This window comes from Tsukamurella sp. USMM236 (assembly GCF_037148755.1).
GTDB lineage: Bacteria > Actinomycetota > Actinomycetes > Mycobacteriales > Mycobacteriaceae > Tsukamurella.
Map to the genome: position 1 here is coordinate 426,166 of NZ_JBBCSS010000002.1, position 18,260 is coordinate 444,425.

An 18,260-nucleotide genomic window follows, 5' to 3' on the forward strand; every position below is an offset into this window, starting at 1 on the left:
ATGAACCTCACGATCTCGCTCGCCTACCTGCCCCACACCGACGCCGAGGCCGCCCTCGGCTTCTACCGCGACCTCCTCGGCTTCGAGGTGCGCAAGGACGTCGGCTACCAGGACCTGCGCTGGCTCACCGTCGGACCGGCGGGCCAGCCGCAGACGTCGATCCTGCTGCACCCGCCCGCCATGGACCCCGGCGTCACCGACGACGAGCGGCAGACGGTGCTCGACCTCATCGCCAAGGGCGCCTACACCGCGATCACCCTGTCCACCGACGACCTGGACGGCCTGTTCGAGCGCGTCGCCGGTGCGGGCGCCGACGTGGTGCAGGAGCCCATGGACCAGGACTACGGCGTGCGCGACTGCGCCTTCCGCGACCCGGCGGGCAACCTGATCCGGATCAATCAGCTCTGAATCAGACCGCGGCGGGCGCCTCGATCGTCGCGGTATCGATCACGAAGCGGTACCGGACGTCCGAGGCGATCACGCGCTCGTAGGCCTCGTTGATCTGATCGGCCGAGATGAGCTCGATCTCGGAGCCGATGCCGTGCTCGGCGCAGAAGTCGAGCATCTCCTGGGTCTGGGCGATCCCGCCGATCATCGAACCGGCGAAACTCCGGCGGTTGCGGGTCAGATCGAAGACGTTGACGGGGACCGGATGCTCCGGCAGACCGACCTCGACGAGCGTGCCGTCGACGGCCAGCATCCCGAAGTACGGGTGCATGTCGAGGTTCGCGGAGACGGTGTTGATGATGACGTCGAACCGGTTGCGCAGCACCTTGAAGGTGTCGGGGTCGGAGGTCGCGTAGTAGTGCTGCGCGCCGAGGCGCAGCCCGTCCTCCATCTTCTTCAGCGACTGGCTGAGCACGGTGACCTCGGCGCCCATCGCCGCGGCGAGCTTGACGCCCATGTGGCCGAGGCCGCCCAGGCCGATTATCGCGACCTTGCTGCCGGGGCCGACGTTCCAGTGCCGCAGCGGGCTGAACAGGGTGATGCCGGCGCACAGCAACGGTGCGGCCGCGGCGTAGTCGATGCTCTCGGGAACTCGGAGCACGTAGTTCTCGTCGACGACGATGCCCGTCGAGTAGCCGCCCTGGGTGGGCAGCCCGTCGCGGCCCTTCGCGTTGTAGGTGCCGACCATGCCGCGCTCGCAGTACTGCTCCTCGCCGCGCAGGCACGCCGCGCACTCGCGGCAGGAGTCGACGAAACAACCGACGCCGACGCGGTCGCCGACCGCGAACTTCGTGACGTCCGAGCCGACCGCGGTGACCTCACCGGCGATCTCGTGGCCGGGCACCACGGGGTACCGGGCGGGGCCCCACTCGCTGCGGACGGTGTGGATGTCGCTGTGGCAGATGCCCGCGTACCGGACGGCGATCTGCACGTCGTGCGGACCGGGATCGCGGCGCTCGATCGTCATCGGCGCGAGCGGCTCGGTTGCGGATACGGCTCCATATGCGTTCACGATCATGCTTTCCATTGTGCGCTCCGGCCGCGCCGACCGGTATCCGGCCCCGGGGCCCTGCCGGATTCTCCGCGCGGGGTACGGAAGTCGCGATCCGGTGCTTAGATTCCCCCATGCCGAACGATGCAGTTGCAACCGGTTCAGAGGACAGCCGGCCGGCCGTGGCGGGGCGACGAGCCGCGGTGGCCAGGATCCGCGCCACCGTCATGGTCCTCGTGGGCGGCGGGGTCGCCGTCGCGGTGGGCATACTCGACTCGTGGCGCCACGCGCCCGCCGCGGGCTGGGCGGCCGCGGCGGGGATCTACGTCGTCTGGGTCTGGCTGACCATCTCGCCGATGGACGCGGAGACCACCGCGGCCCACTCGACCGAGGAGGACCCGCAGCGCCGCCTGGGGAACTTCCTGACCATGACCTGCGCGCTCGCGAGCCTCATCGCCGTGGCGATCGTCATGGCGGACGCCCACGCGGCGACGCCGAACGGCAGGCTCGCGCTGGGCGGCCTCGCGCTCAGCACGACGATCCTCTCCTGGCTCATGATGCACCTGCTGTTCACGCTGCGGTACGCGCAGACCTACTACGACACCCCGCCGCCCGGCGGCATCGACTTCAACCAGACCCAGCCGCCGCGGTACACCGACTTCGCGTACATCTCGCTGTCCTTCGGGACCGCCTACTGCGTCTCGGACACCGCGATCACGTCCAGCGACGTCCGCGCCGAAACGCTGCGCCACACCCTGCTCTCCTTCGTCTTCGCGAACGGCATCCTCGCGACGACGATCAACCTCGTCGTGAGCCTGGCCAGCGGCTGAGTCAGCCGCCGACCACCGGCAGCGTCAGGTCCAGCCGGAAGCCGGCGTCGGTGCTCCGCGCGACGACGGTGCCGCCGTGCGCCTCGACGATGCCGCGGACGATCGCGAGGCCGAGGCCGGCACCGGGCGGCGCACCGTCGACCTCGGCGGACCGGGCGGCGTCGGCGCGCCAACCCACGTCGAACATCCGCCCCAGGTCCTCGGCGGCAACACCCGGCCCCTGGTCGATGACGCTGAGCACCAGGCGCTCGTCGACGCGGTCGGCCCGGACCACCACCTCGCTGTTCTCGGGCGCGTGCCGCAGGCTGTTGGCGAGCAGGTTGCCGATGACGCGGGTGAGCTCCCGCGGATCGACGTGCACGAGATGCCCGTCGATGCCGTCCTGCGCGATCGTGATCCCGCGCCGCTCGGCCTCGGCGCGACAGTCCGCAACCGCGTCGCTGATCAGGTCGAGCAGGACCACCGGCTCGGGATGGATCTGCAGGGTCCCGGTCTGCAGCTTCGAGAGCTCGAAGAGATCGGCGATCATCGCGTTCAGCGTCTCCACCTTGCCGCGGAGCGCGGTGAGGTAAGCGGCGCGATCAGGCGCCGTGCCCTCGTCGAGTGCCTCCGCGAGGGCCCGCACGCCGGCGAGCGGCGTCCGCAGGTCGTGCGAGATCCACGCGAAGAACTGGCGGCGGGCGGCGTCCAGCTCGGCCACGCGGGCCCGGGATTCCTCCAGGCGCCGCGAGGTCTCGGCGAGCTCGGCCGAGACCGCATCGAGCTCGGCGAGCCCCGTGCGGGTGGGTTCGACCACGTCGCCGTCGCCGACCCGTCGGGTCGCCGTGCGCAGGGCGTCGATCGACGACCCGACGGCGCGCCCCACGACGAAGGGCGTCGCGATCACGCTGAACACCGCGGACGTGCCGATCACCCACAGCAGCACCGTGAGGTCGTGCCGCGACAGGTACATCTGCAGCGCGATCGCGAGAGTGGACGCCACCACCGAGACCAGGGCGCCCGCGATCGCGACCGCCGCCCGGACGCCGATGCTCGCGCGGCGGCTCAGCCGGAGCACGCCGAGCGTGCCGACGGTGACCGCGATGGTCACCGCCAGGGCGGTCGCCGCGATCTGCGCGAGCGCGGCACCGTCGAGCATCATCGGTCCCACCCGAATCGATACCCGGCGCCCCACTCGGTCCGCAGGTGTGCGGGATTGCGCGGATCCTCCTCGATCTTCTCGCGCAGGCGGCGCACGTGCACCGTCACCGTCGACGGATCGCCGAAGCCCCAACGCCACACCTCCCGCAGGATCTCGTCGCGGCTGATCACCCGGTCCGGGTTCCGCGCGAGGTAGAGCAGCAGCTCGTACTCCCGCGTGGTCAGCGGGATCTCGCGGCCCGAGACCCACACCCGGCGGTGCGCGGCGTCGATGCGGAACGGCCCGGCTTCGAAGACCAGGCCGGCCTCGGACGGCGCGCTGCGGCGCAGTTGGGCGTTGACGCGCAGCTGCAGTTCGCGGAGGGAGAAGGGCTTCGCGAGGTAATCGTCGGCGCCGCTCTCCAGCCCGTCGATGCGGTTGTCCACGCCGTCGAGCGCCGTCAGCATGATGATCGGCACCGCGGAGACCTCGCGGATCCGCCGGCACAGCTCGTCGCCGCTGAGCCCCGGGAGCATGCGGTCGAGCACCAGGAGATCCGGCCGCTCGGCCTGGAAGGCCTCCCACGCCTGCGCCCCGTCGCGGTGCTGGGCGACGAGGCATCCCGCGAGCCGCAGGTGGTCGGCGACGACCGTGCGGACCGCCGGATCGTCCTCGACGACCATCACCCGTGACCCCTCGTGCATGAGTCCGAGCGTAGGCGCGGCGGCGGCGAGCGCGCCGTTCCTTACGGAACTGAAAGGTGCCCTTACGACGCTGACACTCTCCTTCTCCCCGTCGGCGACCGGCGTTTGACTCGATCACGAGCCGGCGCCCCAGCCGCCGGTCATGTCACGAGAAGGAGTCCCATCATGCGCGCTTCCCACCTCACCGGCGCCGTCGCCACCGTCGCCCTGGGCCTGGCCCTGACCGCGTGCGGCGGTGCGAAGGACATGTCGGCCGAGCCGATGACGAGCACAGCGGCCCCGATGTCGATGTCCACGCAGATGTCCATGCCGATGTCCGCGCCGTCGACCGCGGCGGTCACGGGGATGTTCGCCGGCCTGAACGGCAAGAACGTCGCCGGAACCGCGACGATCACGGGCGGCACCGTCGAGCTCGCGGGCTTCTCCTCGGACGAGGGCCCGGACCTGCACCTGTACCTGACCAAGGGCACCACCGAGGCCGATGTGAAGGGCGGCGTCCGCCTCGGCGCGATCGCCTACGACAAGGCCGCGCAGCGGTTCACGCTCCCCGAGGGCGTCGCGGCCGCCGACTACACGCACCTGGTCGTGCACTGCGACAAGGCGCTCGCCGTCTTCGGCGCCGCGCAGCTCGGGCGATGACCCCGACCGCGACCCGGGCGGCGACGGTGACCGTCGTCGTCGCTCGGATCGCCCTCGGCGCGGCGTGGCTGCACGAGGGGTACGTGAAGTACCACGCGGGATTCGGCCGGAGCGACATCCTCCTGGTGGTCGGCAGTGCGACCGGGAATCCCCGCGTGCCGGGCGCGTTCGTCTGGTTCGCCACCGAGGTCATGGGCCGCTTCGCCACGGTCTTCGGGATCCTGGTGCCGCTCACCGAAGTCGCCCTGGGCGTCGCCGCGCTGATCGGCCTCCTGCCTCGGGCGACGGCCTTCGTCGCGACGGGACTGCTCGGCTTCTACTGGGCCGCAGACCAACTGGTCGTGCAGTACCCGGTCATGGTCGTGCTCGCGGCGACGGTCCTCGCCGGCGGCGGGCTGGCCCGTCGCTGGTCGCCGGCCGCGACGCTGGGCGATCGGCTCAGAGGTCGAGGCCGAGGTCGAGCGCTCGTACCGAGTGCGTGAGCGCCCCGACGGCCAAGTAGTCGACGCCGGTCCGGGCGTAGTCCGCCGCGACGTCGAGGGAGAGCCCGCCCGACGACTCGAGCTTCGTGCGCGGCGCGAGCTTCTTCCGGCGCTGCACGGCGGACTGCGTCATCCACAGCGGCATGTTGTCGAGCAGCACGAGGTCGACGCCGAGCGCGAAGGCCTCCTCGAGCTGGTCGAGCGAGTCCACCTCCACCTCGAGCGGGACGCCGGGCGCGCGCCGCCGCACGGCCTCGATCGCGGCGGTCACCGATCCGGCGGCGACCACGTGGTTGTCCTTGATCAGCGCCTCGTCGCCGAGGCCCATCCGGTGGTTCACGCCCCCGCCCGCGCGGACGGCGTACTTCTGCAGCGCGCGCATACCGGGGAGCGTCTTGCGGCTGTCGCGGATCTTCGCGCCGGTGCCCTCGACCTCGGCGACCCAGGCGGCCGTCGCGGTCGCGATGCCGGAGAGGTGGGTGACGACGTTGAGCAGGGTGCGCTCGGCCGTGAGCAGGGCGAGCGTCGGGCCTTCGATGGCCATCGCCACGTCGCCCGGCGCGATGACGGTGCCGTCGGCGATCTTCGCGGGTACCCGGTAGTTGCCGGGGCCGACCACCTCGTCGAGCACCCATTCCGCGACGGGGATGCCGGCCAGCACCCCGTGCTCGCGGCTGATGACCTTGGCGAGCGTGGTCGCGCCCGCGGGCACGGTGGCCTCGCTGGTCACGTCCGGGCCGTAGCGGAGGTCCTCGTCGAGGGCGGTGCGGATGAGCCGCACCACCTCGGCGCGGTCGGGCTCCAGCGTCAGCTCGGTCACGGACGTACCTCCACTACCTCGGTCACGGATTCCTGCCTGGCCAGGGCCTGCCCCGCCATCCGCCGGGCGACCGCGGTCAGCACGGCGTCCTCCCGGTCCCGGGACGATACCGCGGGGGCGTCGGCGACGAAGGCGGGATCCGCCAGCAGCGCGGTCAGGCCGGCCAGGCCGTCGACGGTGCGCCGGACGCCGCAGGATCGGGTCATGGCGTCCTGCAGGGCGTCCCGCTCCGCACGGGCGTGCGGCGGCGCGATCTCGCGGACGGGGCCGCCCGGCAGCGCGGGCGCCGCCTGCGCGGCGGTCGCCACCCGCAAGCCCATCACGAGCGCCTCGAGCAGGCTGTTGGAGGCCAGGCGGTTCGCGCCGTGCAGGCCGGTGCGGGCCACCTCGCCCGCGGCGTACAGACCGGGGACGCCGGTCGCGCCGTGCAGGTCGGTGACCACCCCGCCGCACAGGTAGTGCGCGCCGGGGACGACGGGGATCAGGTCGGTCTGCGGGTCGAGGCCCGCGGCGCGGACGGCCTCGGTCACCGTCGGGAAACGGTCCGCCACATCGGGGATCATCGTCGCGTCCAGGTAGACGCACGGCGCCGCCGTGCGCTCCATCGCGTCGGTCACGGCGCGGGCCACGACGTCGCGGGGCGCGAGGTCGCCCATCGGGTGCACGCCGTCCATGACGGCGTCGCCGTTCGCGTCGACGAGGTGCGCCCCCTCGCCGCGGACGGCCTCGGAGATCAGGGGCCGGCGGCCGCGGGCACCCGGCGTGTAGAGCATCGTCGGATGGAACTGCACGAACTCGAGCTCGCGGACGTCGGCGCCCGCCGCCTCGGCCAGGGCGATGCCGTCGCCGGTGGCGCCCAGCGGGTTGGTTGTGCTCGAGAACAGGTGTCCGGCACCGCCGGTCGCGAGCAGGACGGTCCGCCCGAAGGCGTCGCCCTCGGCCGTCCGAACCCCGACGACGCGGTCACCGTCGGCGAGCAACGCGTACGCCTGGGCGGGGCGGGCGGTGAGCGTGGGCCGCGTCTTCGCGGCGGCGGTGAGGGCGCGCTGGACCTCGGCGCCGGTGGCGTCACCGCCGGCGTGGATGATCCGCGAGACGGTGTGCCCGCCCTCGCGGGTGCGCTTGAGTCGCCCGTCGGGGCGCCGGTCGAACGCGGCGCCCCAGGAGATCAGCCGGTCCACCGCGGCGGGGCCGTCGGCGAGGATCGACCGGGTCGCGACGACGTCCACGAGTGGTCCGCCCGCGCCGACGGTGTCGGCGACGTGCCGATCGATCGAGTCCTCGGGATCGGACGGGTCGACCACGGCGATCCCGCCCTGCGCGTACGCCGTCGAGGTCGACGGTGCGCCGCCGGCCGAGGGCTTGAACAGCACCGTGACGGTCAGGCCCGCGTCCGCCGCGGCGACCGCGGCGGTCAGGCCGGCGACGCCCGCGCCGACGACGAGCAGGTCGGCGACGGCGGTGGTGGTCATTCCCCGCCGCCGGGCTGCCCGATCCCGATCATGCGCGTGACGGCCTTGCGGCCGGCGTCCGCCATCGCGGCGTCGACGACGACCTCGTCCTTGCCCTCGACCAGGCAGCGGAGCAGTGCCGCCGGCGTGATCATCTTCATGTACTTGCAGGAGGCGCGGTCGTTGACGGCGCGGAACTCGACGCCGGGGGCGGCCATCCGCAGCTGATGCAGCATGCCGACCTCGGTGGCCACGAGGACCTCCTTGGCGCCCGTCTCGCGGGCCGCGTCGAGCATGCCGCCCGTCGAGAGGATCTTCACCCGGTCGTCCGGGACGGCGCCCTCGCCCGCCAGGTACAGCGCGGAAGTGGCGCAGCCGCACTCCGGGTGCACGTAGAGATCGGCGTCCGGGTGCGCCTTCGCCTGCGCGGCGAGCTCGTCGCCGTTGATGCCGGCGTGCACGTGGCACTCGCCCGCCCAGATGTGCATGTTCTGCCGGCCCGTGACGCGCTTGACGTGCGCGCCGAGGAACTGGTCGGGCAGGAACAGGATCTCGGTGTCCTCGGGGATCGACTGCACCACCTCGACGGCGTTCGACGACGTGCAGCAGATGTCGGTGAGGGCCTTCACCTCCGCGGTGGTGTTGACGTAGGAGACCACGACGGCGCCGGGGTGCTCGTCCTTCCACTCCTGCAGCTCGACGGCCTTGATGGAGTCGGCCAGCGAGCAGCCGGCGCGCTGGTCCGGGATCAGCACGGTCTTCTCGGGGCTGAGGATCTTCGCCGTCTCGGCCATGAAGTGGACGCCGCAGAAGACGATCGTCGACGTGGAGACGTCGGCGGCGATCCGGGAGAGCGCCAGCGAGTCCCCGACGAAGTCGGCGACGTCCTGGATCGCGGGCAGCTCGTAGTTGTGGGCGAGGATCGTGGCGTCGCGGAGCTTGGCGAGACGCTTGACCTCGGCGGCCCACTCCCGGTCGCCGTCGACACCGGTGTACATGCCACCGCCCTCGACGATCCGCTCGGAGAGCGGCGAGCTGAATTCCGTGATGGTGGCGGACGTGGCTGTGGTCATCTCGCCTCCCTTTCTCGATCCGATGATTTATCGACCTATGATCGATATATGGCCGATGCTAGCACCGCTCCCCCGCACCACGTCGCGCACGAAGTTCTTTCCGTCGTGTTCCGCGTGAGCGAGGGCACCGTCGAGGTCCTGCTGTGGCAGCGCGCGATGGCCCCCGACCAGGGCGCATGGTCGCTCCCGGGCGGGTTGCTCGACGCCCGCGAGGACCTCCCGACCAGCGCCCGCCGGCTGCTCGCGGAGAAGGTCGACCTCACCGAGGTGGCACACCTGGAGCAGTTCGCCGAGTTCTCGGATCCGCACCGGGTGCCGGCGAGCGAACACGCGGACCGCACGCTGGCCTCGACCTTCCTCGGCCTCGTCCGGTCCGGCACCGATCCGCGTCTCCCGGACGACACGACGTGGCACCCCGTCGAAGCCCTGCCGACGATGGCGTTCGACCACGCCGCGATGGTGCACCGCGCCCGCGCCCGGCTGGCGGCCCGGCTCTCCTACTCGAACATCGGGTTCGCGCTCGCCCCTCGCGCCTTCCCCGTCTCACAGCTGCGCGACATCTACGTCGCCGTCCTGGGCTACCCGGTGGACTCCACCAACCTGCTGCGCATCCTCTCCCGACGGTCGGTGATCACCGCGACCGGCGAGACCGGACAGGCGACCCGCGGCCGCCCGCCCGCGCTGTACCGGTACACCGACTCCTACCTGCGGATCACCGACGAGTTCGCCACCCTCCGCCCGCCGGGCTGAGCCGGTCGCGCGGCCACCGTCGCCGGAGCTGCGTGATCGCAAGCACGAGACACCCGGCTGTGATTACGATCCGCGTGTGAGCGAAGCACAGACCGACGAGGCCTCGCAGGACCGCGCGATCGCGAAGAAGCTGGCGGACGCCACGGATGCCCGGATCGTGCGGACACTGGGCACGGGCGCGAGCGTCGCCGTGCTGTTCGTCGTCCTCCGACTCCTGGTCGTCGCGGAATGGGACTGGCGCGTGGCTTCGCGGATGATGGCCGTCACCGACGTCAACAGCGCGCTGACGATCGTGCTCGGCACTCTCATGAGCGACCCCGAGTTCACCAGCGCCCTCGTGATGGTCCTGCTGCCGCTGTCGGCCCTGCGCCTGGCGTGGCGCATGCACACCAAGTCGACCACCAGCGTGTGGTCCGCGCTCCTCGTCGCGGTCCTGGCGTCCGCCTGCATCGCGCTGACCGCGACCTATCACTACGTGTGGGTACCGATCGGCGCCACGGCGATCGCCCTGGTGATCCTCGCGGTGAAGCACTGGTTCGCCGACGGCTTCAGCGGACGGACCGTCGACTTCGCCGTCCGCGAGGTGGGGTCGATCGCCGCAGTCGCCGTACTGATCCTCGCCGCGGTCGAGCGCACGCCCTGGTCGCCGGCCGAGCGCCTGCACACCAAGACGGGCGTCGTCACCGCCCACGTGCTCAAGGTCGAGTCCGGATTCGTCACGGCCCTCACCGAATCCGACCGCGAGGTGCTCATCCTCAACTCCTCCGACGTCCTCCGGCGCGAGCCGCTCTGACCTCGCGATCCACCCCGCGGAACATAATCGGACCGCAGTCCGTTACAGTTCGTGAAGGGCCCGACCGGGGCCCGATCGGGAAGGATCGACATGCAGTTCGGACTCTTCAGCGTCGGTGACGTCACCACGGACCCGACCACGGACACCACCGTCAGCGAGCACGAGCGCATCGCCGCGATGACGAAGATCGCGCTCAAGGCCGAGGAGGTGGGGCTCGACGTGTTCGCCACCGGCGAGCACCACAACCCGCCCTTCGTGCCCAGCTCCCCCACCACACTGCTCGGCTGGATCGCGGCCAAGACGCAGCACCTCACGCTGAGCACCGCGACCACGCTCATCACCACGAACGACCCGGTGAAGATCGCCGAGGACTACGCGATGCTGCAGCACCTCGCCGAGGGCCGCGTCGACCTCACGCTGGGCCGCGGCAACACGGGCCCGGTGTACCCCTGGTTCGGCAAGGACATCCGCCAGGGCATCCCGCTGGCCATCGAGAACTACCACCTCCTGCGCCGCCTGTGGCGTGAGCCCGTCGTCGACTGGGAGGGCGAGTTCCGCACGCCCCTGCAGGGCTACACGTCGACGCCGGCGCCGCTGGACGGCACGCCGCCCTTCGTGTGGCACGGCTCGATCCGCTCGCCCGAGATCGCCGAGCAGGCGGCCTTCTACGGCGACGGCTTCTTCCACAACAACATCTTCTGGAACAAGGAGCACACCGAGCAGATGGTGCGCCTGTACCGGCAGCGGTTCGAGCACTACGGCCACGGCTCCGCCGACCAGGCGATCGTCGGCCTCGGCGGTCAGGTCTTCATGGCCGAGACCGAGGCGGAGGCGAAACGCCGGTTCCGCCCCTACTTCGACAACGCACCCGTGTACGGCCACGGCCCCTCGCTGGAGGACTTCGAGCAGATGACCCCGCTCACCGTCGGCACGCCCGAGCAGGTGATCGAGAAGACGCTCGCCTTCGCGGACTACGCCGGCGACTACCAGCGTCAGCTGTTCCTGCTCGACCACGCGGGCCTTCCGCTGGAGCAGGTCCTCGAGCAGGTCGAGATCCTCGGCACGCAGGTCGTCCCGGTACTCCGCAAGGAGTTCGAGCTGCGTCGGCCGGCGCACGTCCCGTCGGACCCGCCGAGCCACGCCTCGCTCGTCGCCGCCGGCCCGGAGTCGCCGCACCACCTCGTCGTGCCGGCCCAGAACCTCGTCGCCGCGAAGGAGGCCTGACGTGCCCCGCTCCCTCGTCGTCGTCGCGGCCGGTGTGTCCGAGCCGTCGTCGACCCGCCTGCTGGCCGATCAGCTGGCCGACGCCACCCGGGCCGCGGTGTCGGCCCGCGGTGAGGCGGTCGACGTGACCGTGATCGAGGTGCGCGAACTCGCCCGCGACCTCGCGACCGTCATGACGACCGGCGTGCCCACGCCCGCACTCAGCGCCGCCAAGGACGCGATCGCCGCCGCGGACGGCCTGATCGCGGTCTCGCCGGTGTTCACCGCGAGCTACAGCGGGCTGTTCAAGATGTTCTTCGACGCCCTGGACCCCGACGCCCTGACCGGCGTCCCGGTGCTCGTCGCGGCCACCGCCGGCACGTCCCGGCACTCGCTGGTCCTCGACCACGCGCTGCGGCCGCTGTTCAGCTACCTGCGCGCGCAGATCCTCCCGACCGGCGTCTTCGCCGCGACCGAGGACTTCGGCTCCGCCGAGCTCGCGACCCGGATCTCACGGGCCGGGGCGGAGCTCGCCGGCGCGCTGGTCCAGGCCGACGGTGCCGTGGCCGGCTTCGGCGGACCGTCGGACCTCGGCGCCCCCAGGCGCTCCGGCAAGGCCCTCGACCTGGGCCCCGTCGCCGACTTCGCGGACCTGCTCCGCGGGCACACCGGCGACTGACTCCTCCGGGAGCCGGCCGACCAGGGCGGACACGGTGCACCACAGCGCGGCGCATGCCGGCCACACGAGGACGAGCACCCACGAGGCGAGGTCGCCGAGCCGTCCGCCGGAGTGATCGGCGAGGGCGAAGACGTTCGCACCGTCGAGCCGGATCGAGGGCGCCGCGGTGAAGTCCAGGCCCGGCTCCCCCGGCCCGGCGAACCGCGCGTCGACGACGGCCTGACCGAGTGGCGTCGCGACCAGCACCGCGAACGCCGCAGCGGTCAGCGTGACCGCGACGCCCCGGGGAGTGCGCCGTCGCCCGACGAAGACCAGCGCGCCCGTGAGCAGCCCGCCGACCGCCGAGACCGCCACGAACAGGACCGTCGCGAAGAAGATGTTGTCGAGCTGGCCCTCGCGCCAGATGACGCCGGACCGGGTGAGGACGCCGCGGACGCCCGGCACCGTCAGGCCCCAGAGCAGGCCGCCTGCGGCACCGAGGACGGCGGCGATCACGCCCGGCACGACGATGTCCGACGCGGTCCGAGCCGGGGCTGCAGTAGTCATCGGCACGAAGCCTAGCGAGTGCGGCGGGGACCGCCGGTCAGCGTTCGCCGCTCGACGAATCGAACTCGCCGTGTCGGGAACAGCGCGCGGTCCACCCGTGGGGGCTGACCTGGACGATCATCCGGCGCGCGCAGTACGTGCAGTAGCGCGGCGGCTCCAGCCCGAGGAGCGCCGCCGCGAAGACGGGCGCCCCCTCGGCGAGCGGCTTGCCGGTGTACACGTCGTACACCGGCTCCTTGTCGGCCATGACGGTCACAGGGTGTCGTTCAGGGCCTTGATCGGCATCTTGAGCTCGCCGAGCAGGTCGAGGTCCGTCTCGGCCGGGCGACCGAGCGTGGTGAGGTAGTTGCCCACGATCACAGCGTTGATGCCACCGAGGATGCCCTTCTCCGCACCGAGGTCGCCGAGCGTGATCTCGCGGCCGCCGGCGAAGCGCAGGATGGTGCGCGGCAGCGCCAGACGGAAGGCGGCGATCGCCCGGAGCGCCTCGTTCGGCTCCAGGACGTCGAGGTCACCGAAGGGCGTGCCCGGGCGCGGGTTGAGGAAGTTGAGCGGCACCTCGTCGGGCTCGAGCTCGGCGAGGTTCGCGGCGAACTCGGCGCGCTGCTCCAGCGTCTCGCCCATGCCGAGGATGCCGCCGCAGCAGACCTCCATGCCGGCCTCGCGGACCATCTGGAGCGTGCCCCAGCGCTCCTCCCAGGAGTGTGTGGTCACGACGTTCGGGAAGTGCGACTTCGAGGTCTCGAGGTTGTGGTTGTAGCGGTGCACGCCCATCGCCTTGAGCTCGTCGACCTGCTCCTGCGTGAGCATGCCGAGGCTGCACGCGATCTGGATGTCGACCTCGTTGCGGATCGCCGCGATACCGGCGGCGACCTGGCTCATCAGGCGCTTGTCCGGGCCACGGACGGCCGCGACGATGCAGAACTCCGTCGCTCCGGTCTTGGCGGTCTGCTTCGCGGCCTCGACCAACGACGGGATGTCGATCCACGCCGAGCGCACCGGCGACTCGAACAGGCCCGACTGGCTGCAGAAGTGGCAGTCCTCGGGGCAGCCGCCGGTCTTGAGGCTGATGATGCCCTCGACCTCGACCTCCGGGCCGCACCACTTCATGCGCACCTCGTGCGCGAGCTGCAGCACGTCGTCGAGCTTCTCGTCGGGCAGCTGCAGCACGGCCAGCACCTGCTCCTGGCTGAGCCCTTCGCCGCGCTCGAGCACCTGCTCGCGCGCGACCTCGATGATGTCGGCCAGGACCCCGGTCATGTGTTCTCCCTCGTCGGCTGTGGTCGGTCGGCTGTGGTCTGCGACACCTACGGCGCCGCGGCTACCGAGCACTGTACAGCGTTCAATTCATGAACGGTGTTCAAGGCCCGCCGGGCGCGGGCGGGAAACGTTCACCGACTCGACCGGAATCGTTTCCTTCCCTTTTCTAGGTATCGACGGGACAGTGTCCCCATGAAGCTGCGCTCGAAGAAGATCCTGGTCGCGACGGTCGCCGCGGCCTCCCTGGTCACACCTCTCGGTTGGACGGCCGGCCCGGCGGCGGCCGCGCCGACCGGCGGTTGCGTCCTCACGCCGAAGGCGGCACCGTCGGCGGAGCCCGCAACCGGCGCTGCGAGCGCCACGAAGGCCGCGCCGAACTCGTACATCGATCAGCTGGCCGCGTTCTCGAGCCTGCCGAAGTCCGTCCTCACGGCGAACCTGGACACGGCCGTCGCGACGAACCGGGCCGCCACCGCCGCGGAGCGGCAGCACGCGGTGAACGACAACTACGGCATCCTCGACGATTCGATCTTCAACGCCCTCGGCAGCCGTCTGGCCCCGGCGTTCCGCGCCGCCGAGAAGGCGGGCGAGCTCCCGAACACCACCGCGCTCCTCGTCGGCAAGAAGGCGCTGATCAACTCCTACGTCGACACCTCCGCCGCGAAGAAGCACTTCCAGTACCAGCGGCCCTTCGAGGTCGCCCCGGACCGGATCGCGAAGTACGGCGACGGCCGCGCCGACCTGTACGAATCGGTGCGCGGGTCGGGCTCGTACCCGTCCGGCCACACCGCGTGGGGCTACGCCGAGGCGCTCGTCATCGCCACCCTGCTCCCCGAGCTCGGCCCGCAGCTGCTGGCGCGGGGCGCCGACTACGGCCGGCATCGCGTGGTGCTCGGCGTGCACTACCCGCTCGACGTGATCGGCGGCCGGATACTGGCGCAGGCCGCGGTGGCGGACGCGCTGGCGGACCCGCGATTCGCGGGCGCCGTCGCCGCCGCGCGTTCCGAGCTCCGGGCCGCGTTGAGCGCGCGGGCCGGGGGCGGAATCGCGCAGGTCGTGGCCTGCCAGCAGAACTACGTCGAGACCGGGGCCGCGGCCGCGGCGTACCGTCGCGACCTGACCTGGGGCCTGCCGCGCGTCGGGGGCGATGCACCGGTCCGGGTTCCCGCCGGCGCGATCACCCTGCTGCGCGCCGCGCACCCCGGCCTGACGGACGCCCAGCTGCGCGAGCGGATCGCCCGCACCGCGGGGCCCGCCGGCTACCCCCTCGACGTGCAGGGCGGATGGCAGCGGATCGACCTGCTCAGCGCCTGGATAGCTCGCTGAGCCAGGCCGCGTCGAACCACGACGGCGCCGCCGCCGCGAACCGCTCCGGCGGGAGCGCGGCGGCACCGTCGGGGATCCGCCCGACGATCGGCACGCCCGTGAGCTCGGGGAGGTCGATCAGGTTGCAGCGCTCGGCGAGCCCGGGCTCGTCCGGCCAGCGGGACAGCACGATGCCCGCGCACGCGACGCCGCCCGCCTCGAGGGCACGGACCGTCAGCTCGGTGTGATTGAGGGTGCCGAGCGCCGGGTCGGCGACCACGACGACCGGCGCCGCGAGGTCCGACGCGAGGTCGACGAGGGTGAACGGCGTTCGAGAATCGTCCTCCCCGAGGCGCACGAGGACGCCGCCCGCGCCCTCGACCAGGACCGCCCCCTCGGCCTCCCGGACGACGGCCACCGCCTCGTCGCGCCCGAGCGGCGGCAGACCCGCCAGACGGGCGGCGGTCAGCGGCGCGAGGGGCTCGGGGTACCGCAGATGTTCGACCGCGACCGCGCCCGGCGCGAGGCGCGCGACCTCGGCGGCGTCGGAGAGCTGACCGTCCTCGTCGCGCTCGGCGCCGTCGGCGAAGCCGGTCTGCGCGGGCTTGACCACGGTGACCGGCCCGCTCGGCAGCAGCGCGGCGGCCAGCGCCGCCGTCGCGACGGTCTTGCCGACGCCGGTCGACGTGCCGGTGACGCAGAGGATCACGCGACGGCCCGTCGGATCGCGGCGACGGCGGTCACCACCTCGGCGTCCGTGAGATCGGCGCGCACGGTGATCCGCAGGCGGGAGGTGCCCTCCGGGACCGACGGCGGCCGGAAACAGCCGACGTGCACCTCCTGCGCCGCGCAGGCGTCCCAGGCGGCGACGGCGCGCTCGGGATCGCCGAGGACGAGCGAGACCACTGCGGAGGTCGGCTCGGGCGCGCCGATCCCGGCGGCCACGGCGCGTGCCCGGTCCAGGACCCGGCCGGCGAGCGCGGGCTCGGCGCGCAGCTCCGCGAGGGCGGCGTCCGCGGCGGCCACCGCCGCCGGGGCGAGGCCGGTGTCGAAGATGAAGGGCCGCGCGGCGTCGATCAGGTGTGCCCGCACCCGCTCGGGGCCGACGACCACGCCGCCCTGGGAGCCGAGGGCCTTGGACATGGTCGCGGTGATGACCAGGTCGGGCGCGCCGGCGAGGCCGAGCTCGTGGACCAGGCCGCGGCCGCCGTCGCCGCGGACGCCCAGGCCGTGGGCCTCGTCGACGACGAGGACCGCGCCGTGCGCGCGGGTCGCGGCGTGCAGCTCGGCGACGGGCGCGAGCATTCCGTCGGCGCTGTAGACCGAGTCTGTGAGGACGATCGCCCGCTCCTCGACGCGACCCGCGAGGGCTTCTCGAACAGCGTTCACGTCGCCCCGCGGAGTGACGACGACGCGCGCGCGGGAGAGCCGGCAGGCGTCGACGAGGGAGGCGTGCGAGCCGCCGTCGGAGACGACGAGGGCGCCCCGCCCGGCGAGGGCGGTGACGACCCCGAGGTTGGCGAGGTATCCGGAGGAGAAGCAGAGGGCCGCCTCGGCGCCGAGGAAGTCCGCCAGGTTGCGCTCGAACTCCTCGTGCAGCTCCGTGGTGCCGGTGACCAGCCGCGATCCGGTGGCCCCGGCGCCCCAGACGCGGAGCGCATCGGCGGCGGCGTCGAGCACGCGGGGGTGGCGACTGAGGCCGAGGTAGTCGTTCGACGCCAGATCGAGGCCGGGCTCGCCGGGGCGTCGGGCCCGTAGCGACCGCCGGAGGCCCGCCTCCGCGCGGTCGGCGGCGTAGCCGTCGAGCCACCCGAGCGCGTCTACTTGAACACCGTTCATGCCCTCACTGTAGCGCCGCGCGCACGGCGGCCGAGACCCCTCCGCAGATCGCCGCGACGTCCGCGGCCGAACTGATGAACGGCGGCATCGTGTAGACGAGGTCCCGGAAGGGGCGCAACCACACGCCCGCAGCGACCGTCGCGTCCGTCGCGGTGGCCATGTCGACGGGTCGGTCGAGCTGCACGACGCCGATGGCGCCGAGCACCCGGACGTCCACGACGCCGGGTAGCTCGCGCAGCGGCGCGAGTCCCTCCCGCAGCCCCTGTTCGATCTCGGCGACACGAGCGGCCCAGTCCTGCGCGAGCAGCAGTTCGGTGCTGGCGACCGCGATGGCGCAGGCCAGCGGGTTCCCCATGAAGGTCGGACCGTGCATGAGCGCGCCCTGGTCCGAGTTCGAGATGGTGAGCGCCACCTCGTCGGTGCAGAGCATCGCGGCGAGGGTCAGGTAGCCACCGGTCAGGGCCTTGCCGACACAGAGGATGTCCGGTGTGATCGCGGCGGCGTCGCAGGCGAAGAGGGTGCCGGTGCGGCCGAAGCCGGTGGCGATCTCGTCGCAGATGAGCAGCACCCCGTGCCGCCGGGTGATCTCGCGCAGCGCAGCGACGTAGGCGGGCGGGTGGAAGCGCATGCCGCCGGCGCCCTGCACGATGGGCTCGATGATGACGGCGGCCAGCTCGTGGGCGTGCTCGGCCACCAGCCGATCCAGCTCGGCGACGTAGGCCTCGTCGTACTCGGCGGGCGGCGCGGGCGCGAAGACCTGCGTGGCGAGGACGTCGCTCCACAGCGAGTGCATGCCACCGTCGGGGTCGCAGACGCTCATCGGGGTGAAGGTGTCGCCGTGGTAGCCGCCGCGCCAGGTGAGCAGGCGGTTCCGGCCGTGGACGCCGCGGGCGCGCCAGTACTGCAGCGCCGTCTTCACCGCGACCTCGATGGAGACGGAGCCGCTGTCGGCGAGGAAGACGCGATCGAGGCCGTCGGGCGTGATCCGCACCAGCAGCTCGCCGAGGCGGGCGGCGCTCTCGTGGGTGAGGCCGCCGAACATGACGTGCGACATCGTGTCGATCTGGGCCTTGGCGGCCGCGTCGAGGACGGGGTTGCGGTAGCCGTGGATCGCGGCCCACCACGAACTCATCCCGTCGACGACCCGTGTCCCGTCGCCGAGGGTGAGGTGCACACCCTCCGCGGAGGCGACCACCCGCGCCCCCGCGCCGCCGACGGCGCTGTAGGGGTGCCACAGCGTCCGGGTGTCCAGGGCGAGGATCTCGTCGGGCGTCATGTCGGGCCACGTTAGCGGTGGCCCGCGCGGTGTCGTCATCCGCCGGGCGGGT

General features: G+C 72.4%; 20 protein-coding genes. 9 read left to right on the forward strand and 11 right to left on the reverse strand.

The features are described from left to right. The gene (locus WFK95_RS07920) at positions 1–408 is read left to right on the forward strand and encodes a VOC family protein (RefSeq protein ID WP_336670377.1); all 408 of its coding nucleotides are present in this window, start codon (positions 1–3) and stop codon (positions 406–408) included. 1 nt (position 409) lies between these two features. Here WFK95_RS07920 and WFK95_RS07925 read toward each other — a convergent pair whose 3' ends face one another. Next, positions 410–1,474: an NAD(P)-dependent alcohol dehydrogenase gene (locus WFK95_RS07925; protein ID WP_336670378.1), complete on the reverse strand. Its 1,065-nt coding sequence runs from the start codon at positions 1,472–1,474 to the stop codon at positions 410–412. 167 nt (positions 1,475–1,641) lie between these two features. Here WFK95_RS07925 and WFK95_RS07930 point away from each other — a divergent pair, with 167 nt between their 5' ends. Next, a complete protein-coding gene (locus WFK95_RS07930) occupies positions 1,642–2,268 on the forward strand; it encodes a DUF1345 domain-containing protein (protein ID WP_336670379.1) in 627 nt (208 codons plus the stop codon). Between the two features lies 1 nt (position 2,269). Here the strand turns inward: WFK95_RS07930 and WFK95_RS07935 are convergent, their stop codons facing one another. Both WFK95_RS07935 and WFK95_RS07940 read right to left on the reverse strand, forming a co-directional pair. Next, positions 2,270–3,406, reverse strand: coding sequence for a sensor histidine kinase (locus WFK95_RS07935; protein WP_443081544.1), 1,137 nt, complete (start codon positions 3,404–3,406; stop codon positions 2,270–2,272). Next, complete coding sequence (locus tag WFK95_RS07940) at positions 3,406–4,092, reverse strand: response regulator transcription factor (RefSeq protein WP_224645057.1); 687 nt, start codon at positions 4,090–4,092, stop codon at positions 3,406–3,408. Before WFK95_RS07940 ends, WFK95_RS07935 begins: the two co-directional genes overlap by 1 nt. A gap of 165 nt (positions 4,093–4,257) precedes the next feature. On the opposite strand from WFK95_RS07940, the gene WFK95_RS07945 reads away from it, so the two are divergent. Together WFK95_RS07945 and WFK95_RS07950 are read left to right on the forward strand one after the other, a co-directional pair. After that, on the forward strand, positions 4,258–4,731 hold the full coding sequence (locus tag WFK95_RS07945) for a DM13 domain-containing protein (protein ID WP_336670381.1): 474 nt from the start codon (positions 4,258–4,260) through the stop codon (positions 4,729–4,731). Next, positions 4,728–5,213: a hypothetical protein gene (locus WFK95_RS07950; RefSeq protein WP_336670382.1), complete on the forward strand. Its 486-nt coding sequence runs from the start codon at positions 4,728–4,730 to the stop codon at positions 5,211–5,213. Before WFK95_RS07945 ends, WFK95_RS07950 begins: the two co-directional genes overlap by 4 nt. Here the strand turns inward: WFK95_RS07950 and nadC are convergent. From nadC to nadA, 3 genes are read right to left on the reverse strand one after another with little or no spacing between them, the layout of a single operon-like run. Further along, positions 5,170–6,033, reverse strand: coding sequence for a carboxylating nicotinate-nucleotide diphosphorylase (nadC, locus tag WFK95_RS07955; protein WP_224645054.1), 864 nt, complete (start codon positions 6,031–6,033; stop codon positions 5,170–5,172). The genes WFK95_RS07950 and nadC overlap by 44 nt on opposite strands. Then, positions 6,030–7,505: an L-aspartate oxidase gene (gene nadB / locus WFK95_RS07960; RefSeq protein WP_336670383.1), complete on the reverse strand. Its 1,476-nt coding sequence runs from the start codon at positions 7,503–7,505 to the stop codon at positions 6,030–6,032. The genes nadC and nadB overlap by 4 nt, the downstream gene beginning before the upstream one ends. Beyond that, positions 7,502–8,557: a quinolinate synthase NadA gene (gene nadA, locus WFK95_RS07965; protein WP_336670384.1), complete on the reverse strand. Its 1,056-nt coding sequence runs from the start codon at positions 8,555–8,557 to the stop codon at positions 7,502–7,504. The genes nadB and nadA overlap by 4 nt, the downstream gene beginning before the upstream one ends. 48 nt (positions 8,558–8,605) lie before the next feature. On the opposite strand from nadA, the gene WFK95_RS07970 reads away from it, so the two are divergent. The 4 genes from WFK95_RS07970 to WFK95_RS07985 all read left to right on the forward strand — a co-directional run bounded on the left by WFK95_RS07970 (position 8,606) and on the right by WFK95_RS07985 (position 11,982). Then, a complete protein-coding gene (locus WFK95_RS07970) occupies positions 8,606–9,307 on the forward strand; it encodes an NUDIX hydrolase (RefSeq protein WP_224645051.1) in 702 nt (233 codons plus the stop codon). A 76-nt stretch (positions 9,308–9,383) separates the two neighbouring features. Beyond that, positions 9,384–10,100 carry a hypothetical protein gene (locus WFK95_RS07975; protein WP_336670385.1) on the forward strand — a complete coding sequence of 239 codons (717 nt, stop codon included), beginning with the start codon at positions 9,384–9,386 and terminating at the stop codon, positions 10,098–10,100. 90 nt (positions 10,101–10,190) lie between these two features. After that, positions 10,191–11,324, forward strand: coding sequence for an LLM class flavin-dependent oxidoreductase (locus WFK95_RS07980; RefSeq protein WP_336670386.1), 1,134 nt, complete (start codon positions 10,191–10,193; stop codon positions 11,322–11,324). Between the two features lies 1 nt (position 11,325). Beyond that, the gene (locus tag WFK95_RS07985; protein WP_336670387.1) at positions 11,326–11,982 is read left to right on the forward strand and encodes an FMN reductase; all 657 of its coding nucleotides are present in this window, start codon (positions 11,326–11,328) and stop codon (positions 11,980–11,982) included. Between the two features lie 583 nt (positions 11,983–12,565). Here WFK95_RS07985 and bsaP read toward each other — a convergent pair. Together bsaP and bioB are read right to left on the reverse strand one after the other, a co-directional pair. After that, entirely contained in the window at positions 12,566–12,775 is a 210-nt protein-coding gene (gene bsaP / locus WFK95_RS07990) for a biotin synthase auxiliary protein BsaP (protein ID WP_336670717.1), read from the reverse strand. A gap of 5 nt (positions 12,776–12,780) precedes the next feature. Continuing rightward, positions 12,781–13,788, reverse strand: a complete 1,008-nt coding sequence (gene bioB / locus WFK95_RS07995) for a biotin synthase BioB (protein WP_336670388.1) — start codon at positions 13,786–13,788, stop codon at positions 12,781–12,783. Positions 13,789–13,980: 192 nt separating this feature from the next. On the opposite strand from bioB, the gene WFK95_RS08000 reads away from it, so the two are divergent. Beyond that, positions 13,981–15,114, forward strand: a complete 1,134-nt coding sequence (locus WFK95_RS08000) for a phosphatase PAP2 family protein (RefSeq protein ID WP_336670389.1) — start codon at positions 13,981–13,983, stop codon at positions 15,112–15,114. Here the strand turns inward: WFK95_RS08000 and bioD are convergent. The 3 genes from bioD to WFK95_RS08015 are packed head-to-tail and all read right to left on the reverse strand — an operon-like array spanning position 15,092 to position 18,208. Next, complete coding sequence (bioD, locus tag WFK95_RS08005) at positions 15,092–15,802, reverse strand: dethiobiotin synthase (RefSeq protein ID WP_336670390.1); 711 nt, start codon at positions 15,800–15,802, stop codon at positions 15,092–15,094. The two genes, WFK95_RS08000 and bioD, sit on opposite strands and share 23 nt — an antisense overlap. Then, a complete protein-coding gene (locus tag WFK95_RS08010) occupies positions 15,799–16,932 on the reverse strand; it encodes an 8-amino-7-oxononanoate synthase (RefSeq protein ID WP_336670391.1) in 1,134 nt (377 codons plus the stop codon). The genes bioD and WFK95_RS08010 overlap by 4 nt, the downstream gene beginning before the upstream one ends. A gap of 4 nt (positions 16,933–16,936) precedes the next feature. Beyond that, the gene (locus WFK95_RS08015) at positions 16,937–18,208 is read right to left on the reverse strand and encodes an adenosylmethionine--8-amino-7-oxononanoate transaminase (protein WP_336670392.1); all 1,272 of its coding nucleotides are present in this window, start codon (positions 18,206–18,208) and stop codon (positions 16,937–16,939) included. Between the last annotated feature and the right edge of the window lie 52 nt (positions 18,209–18,260).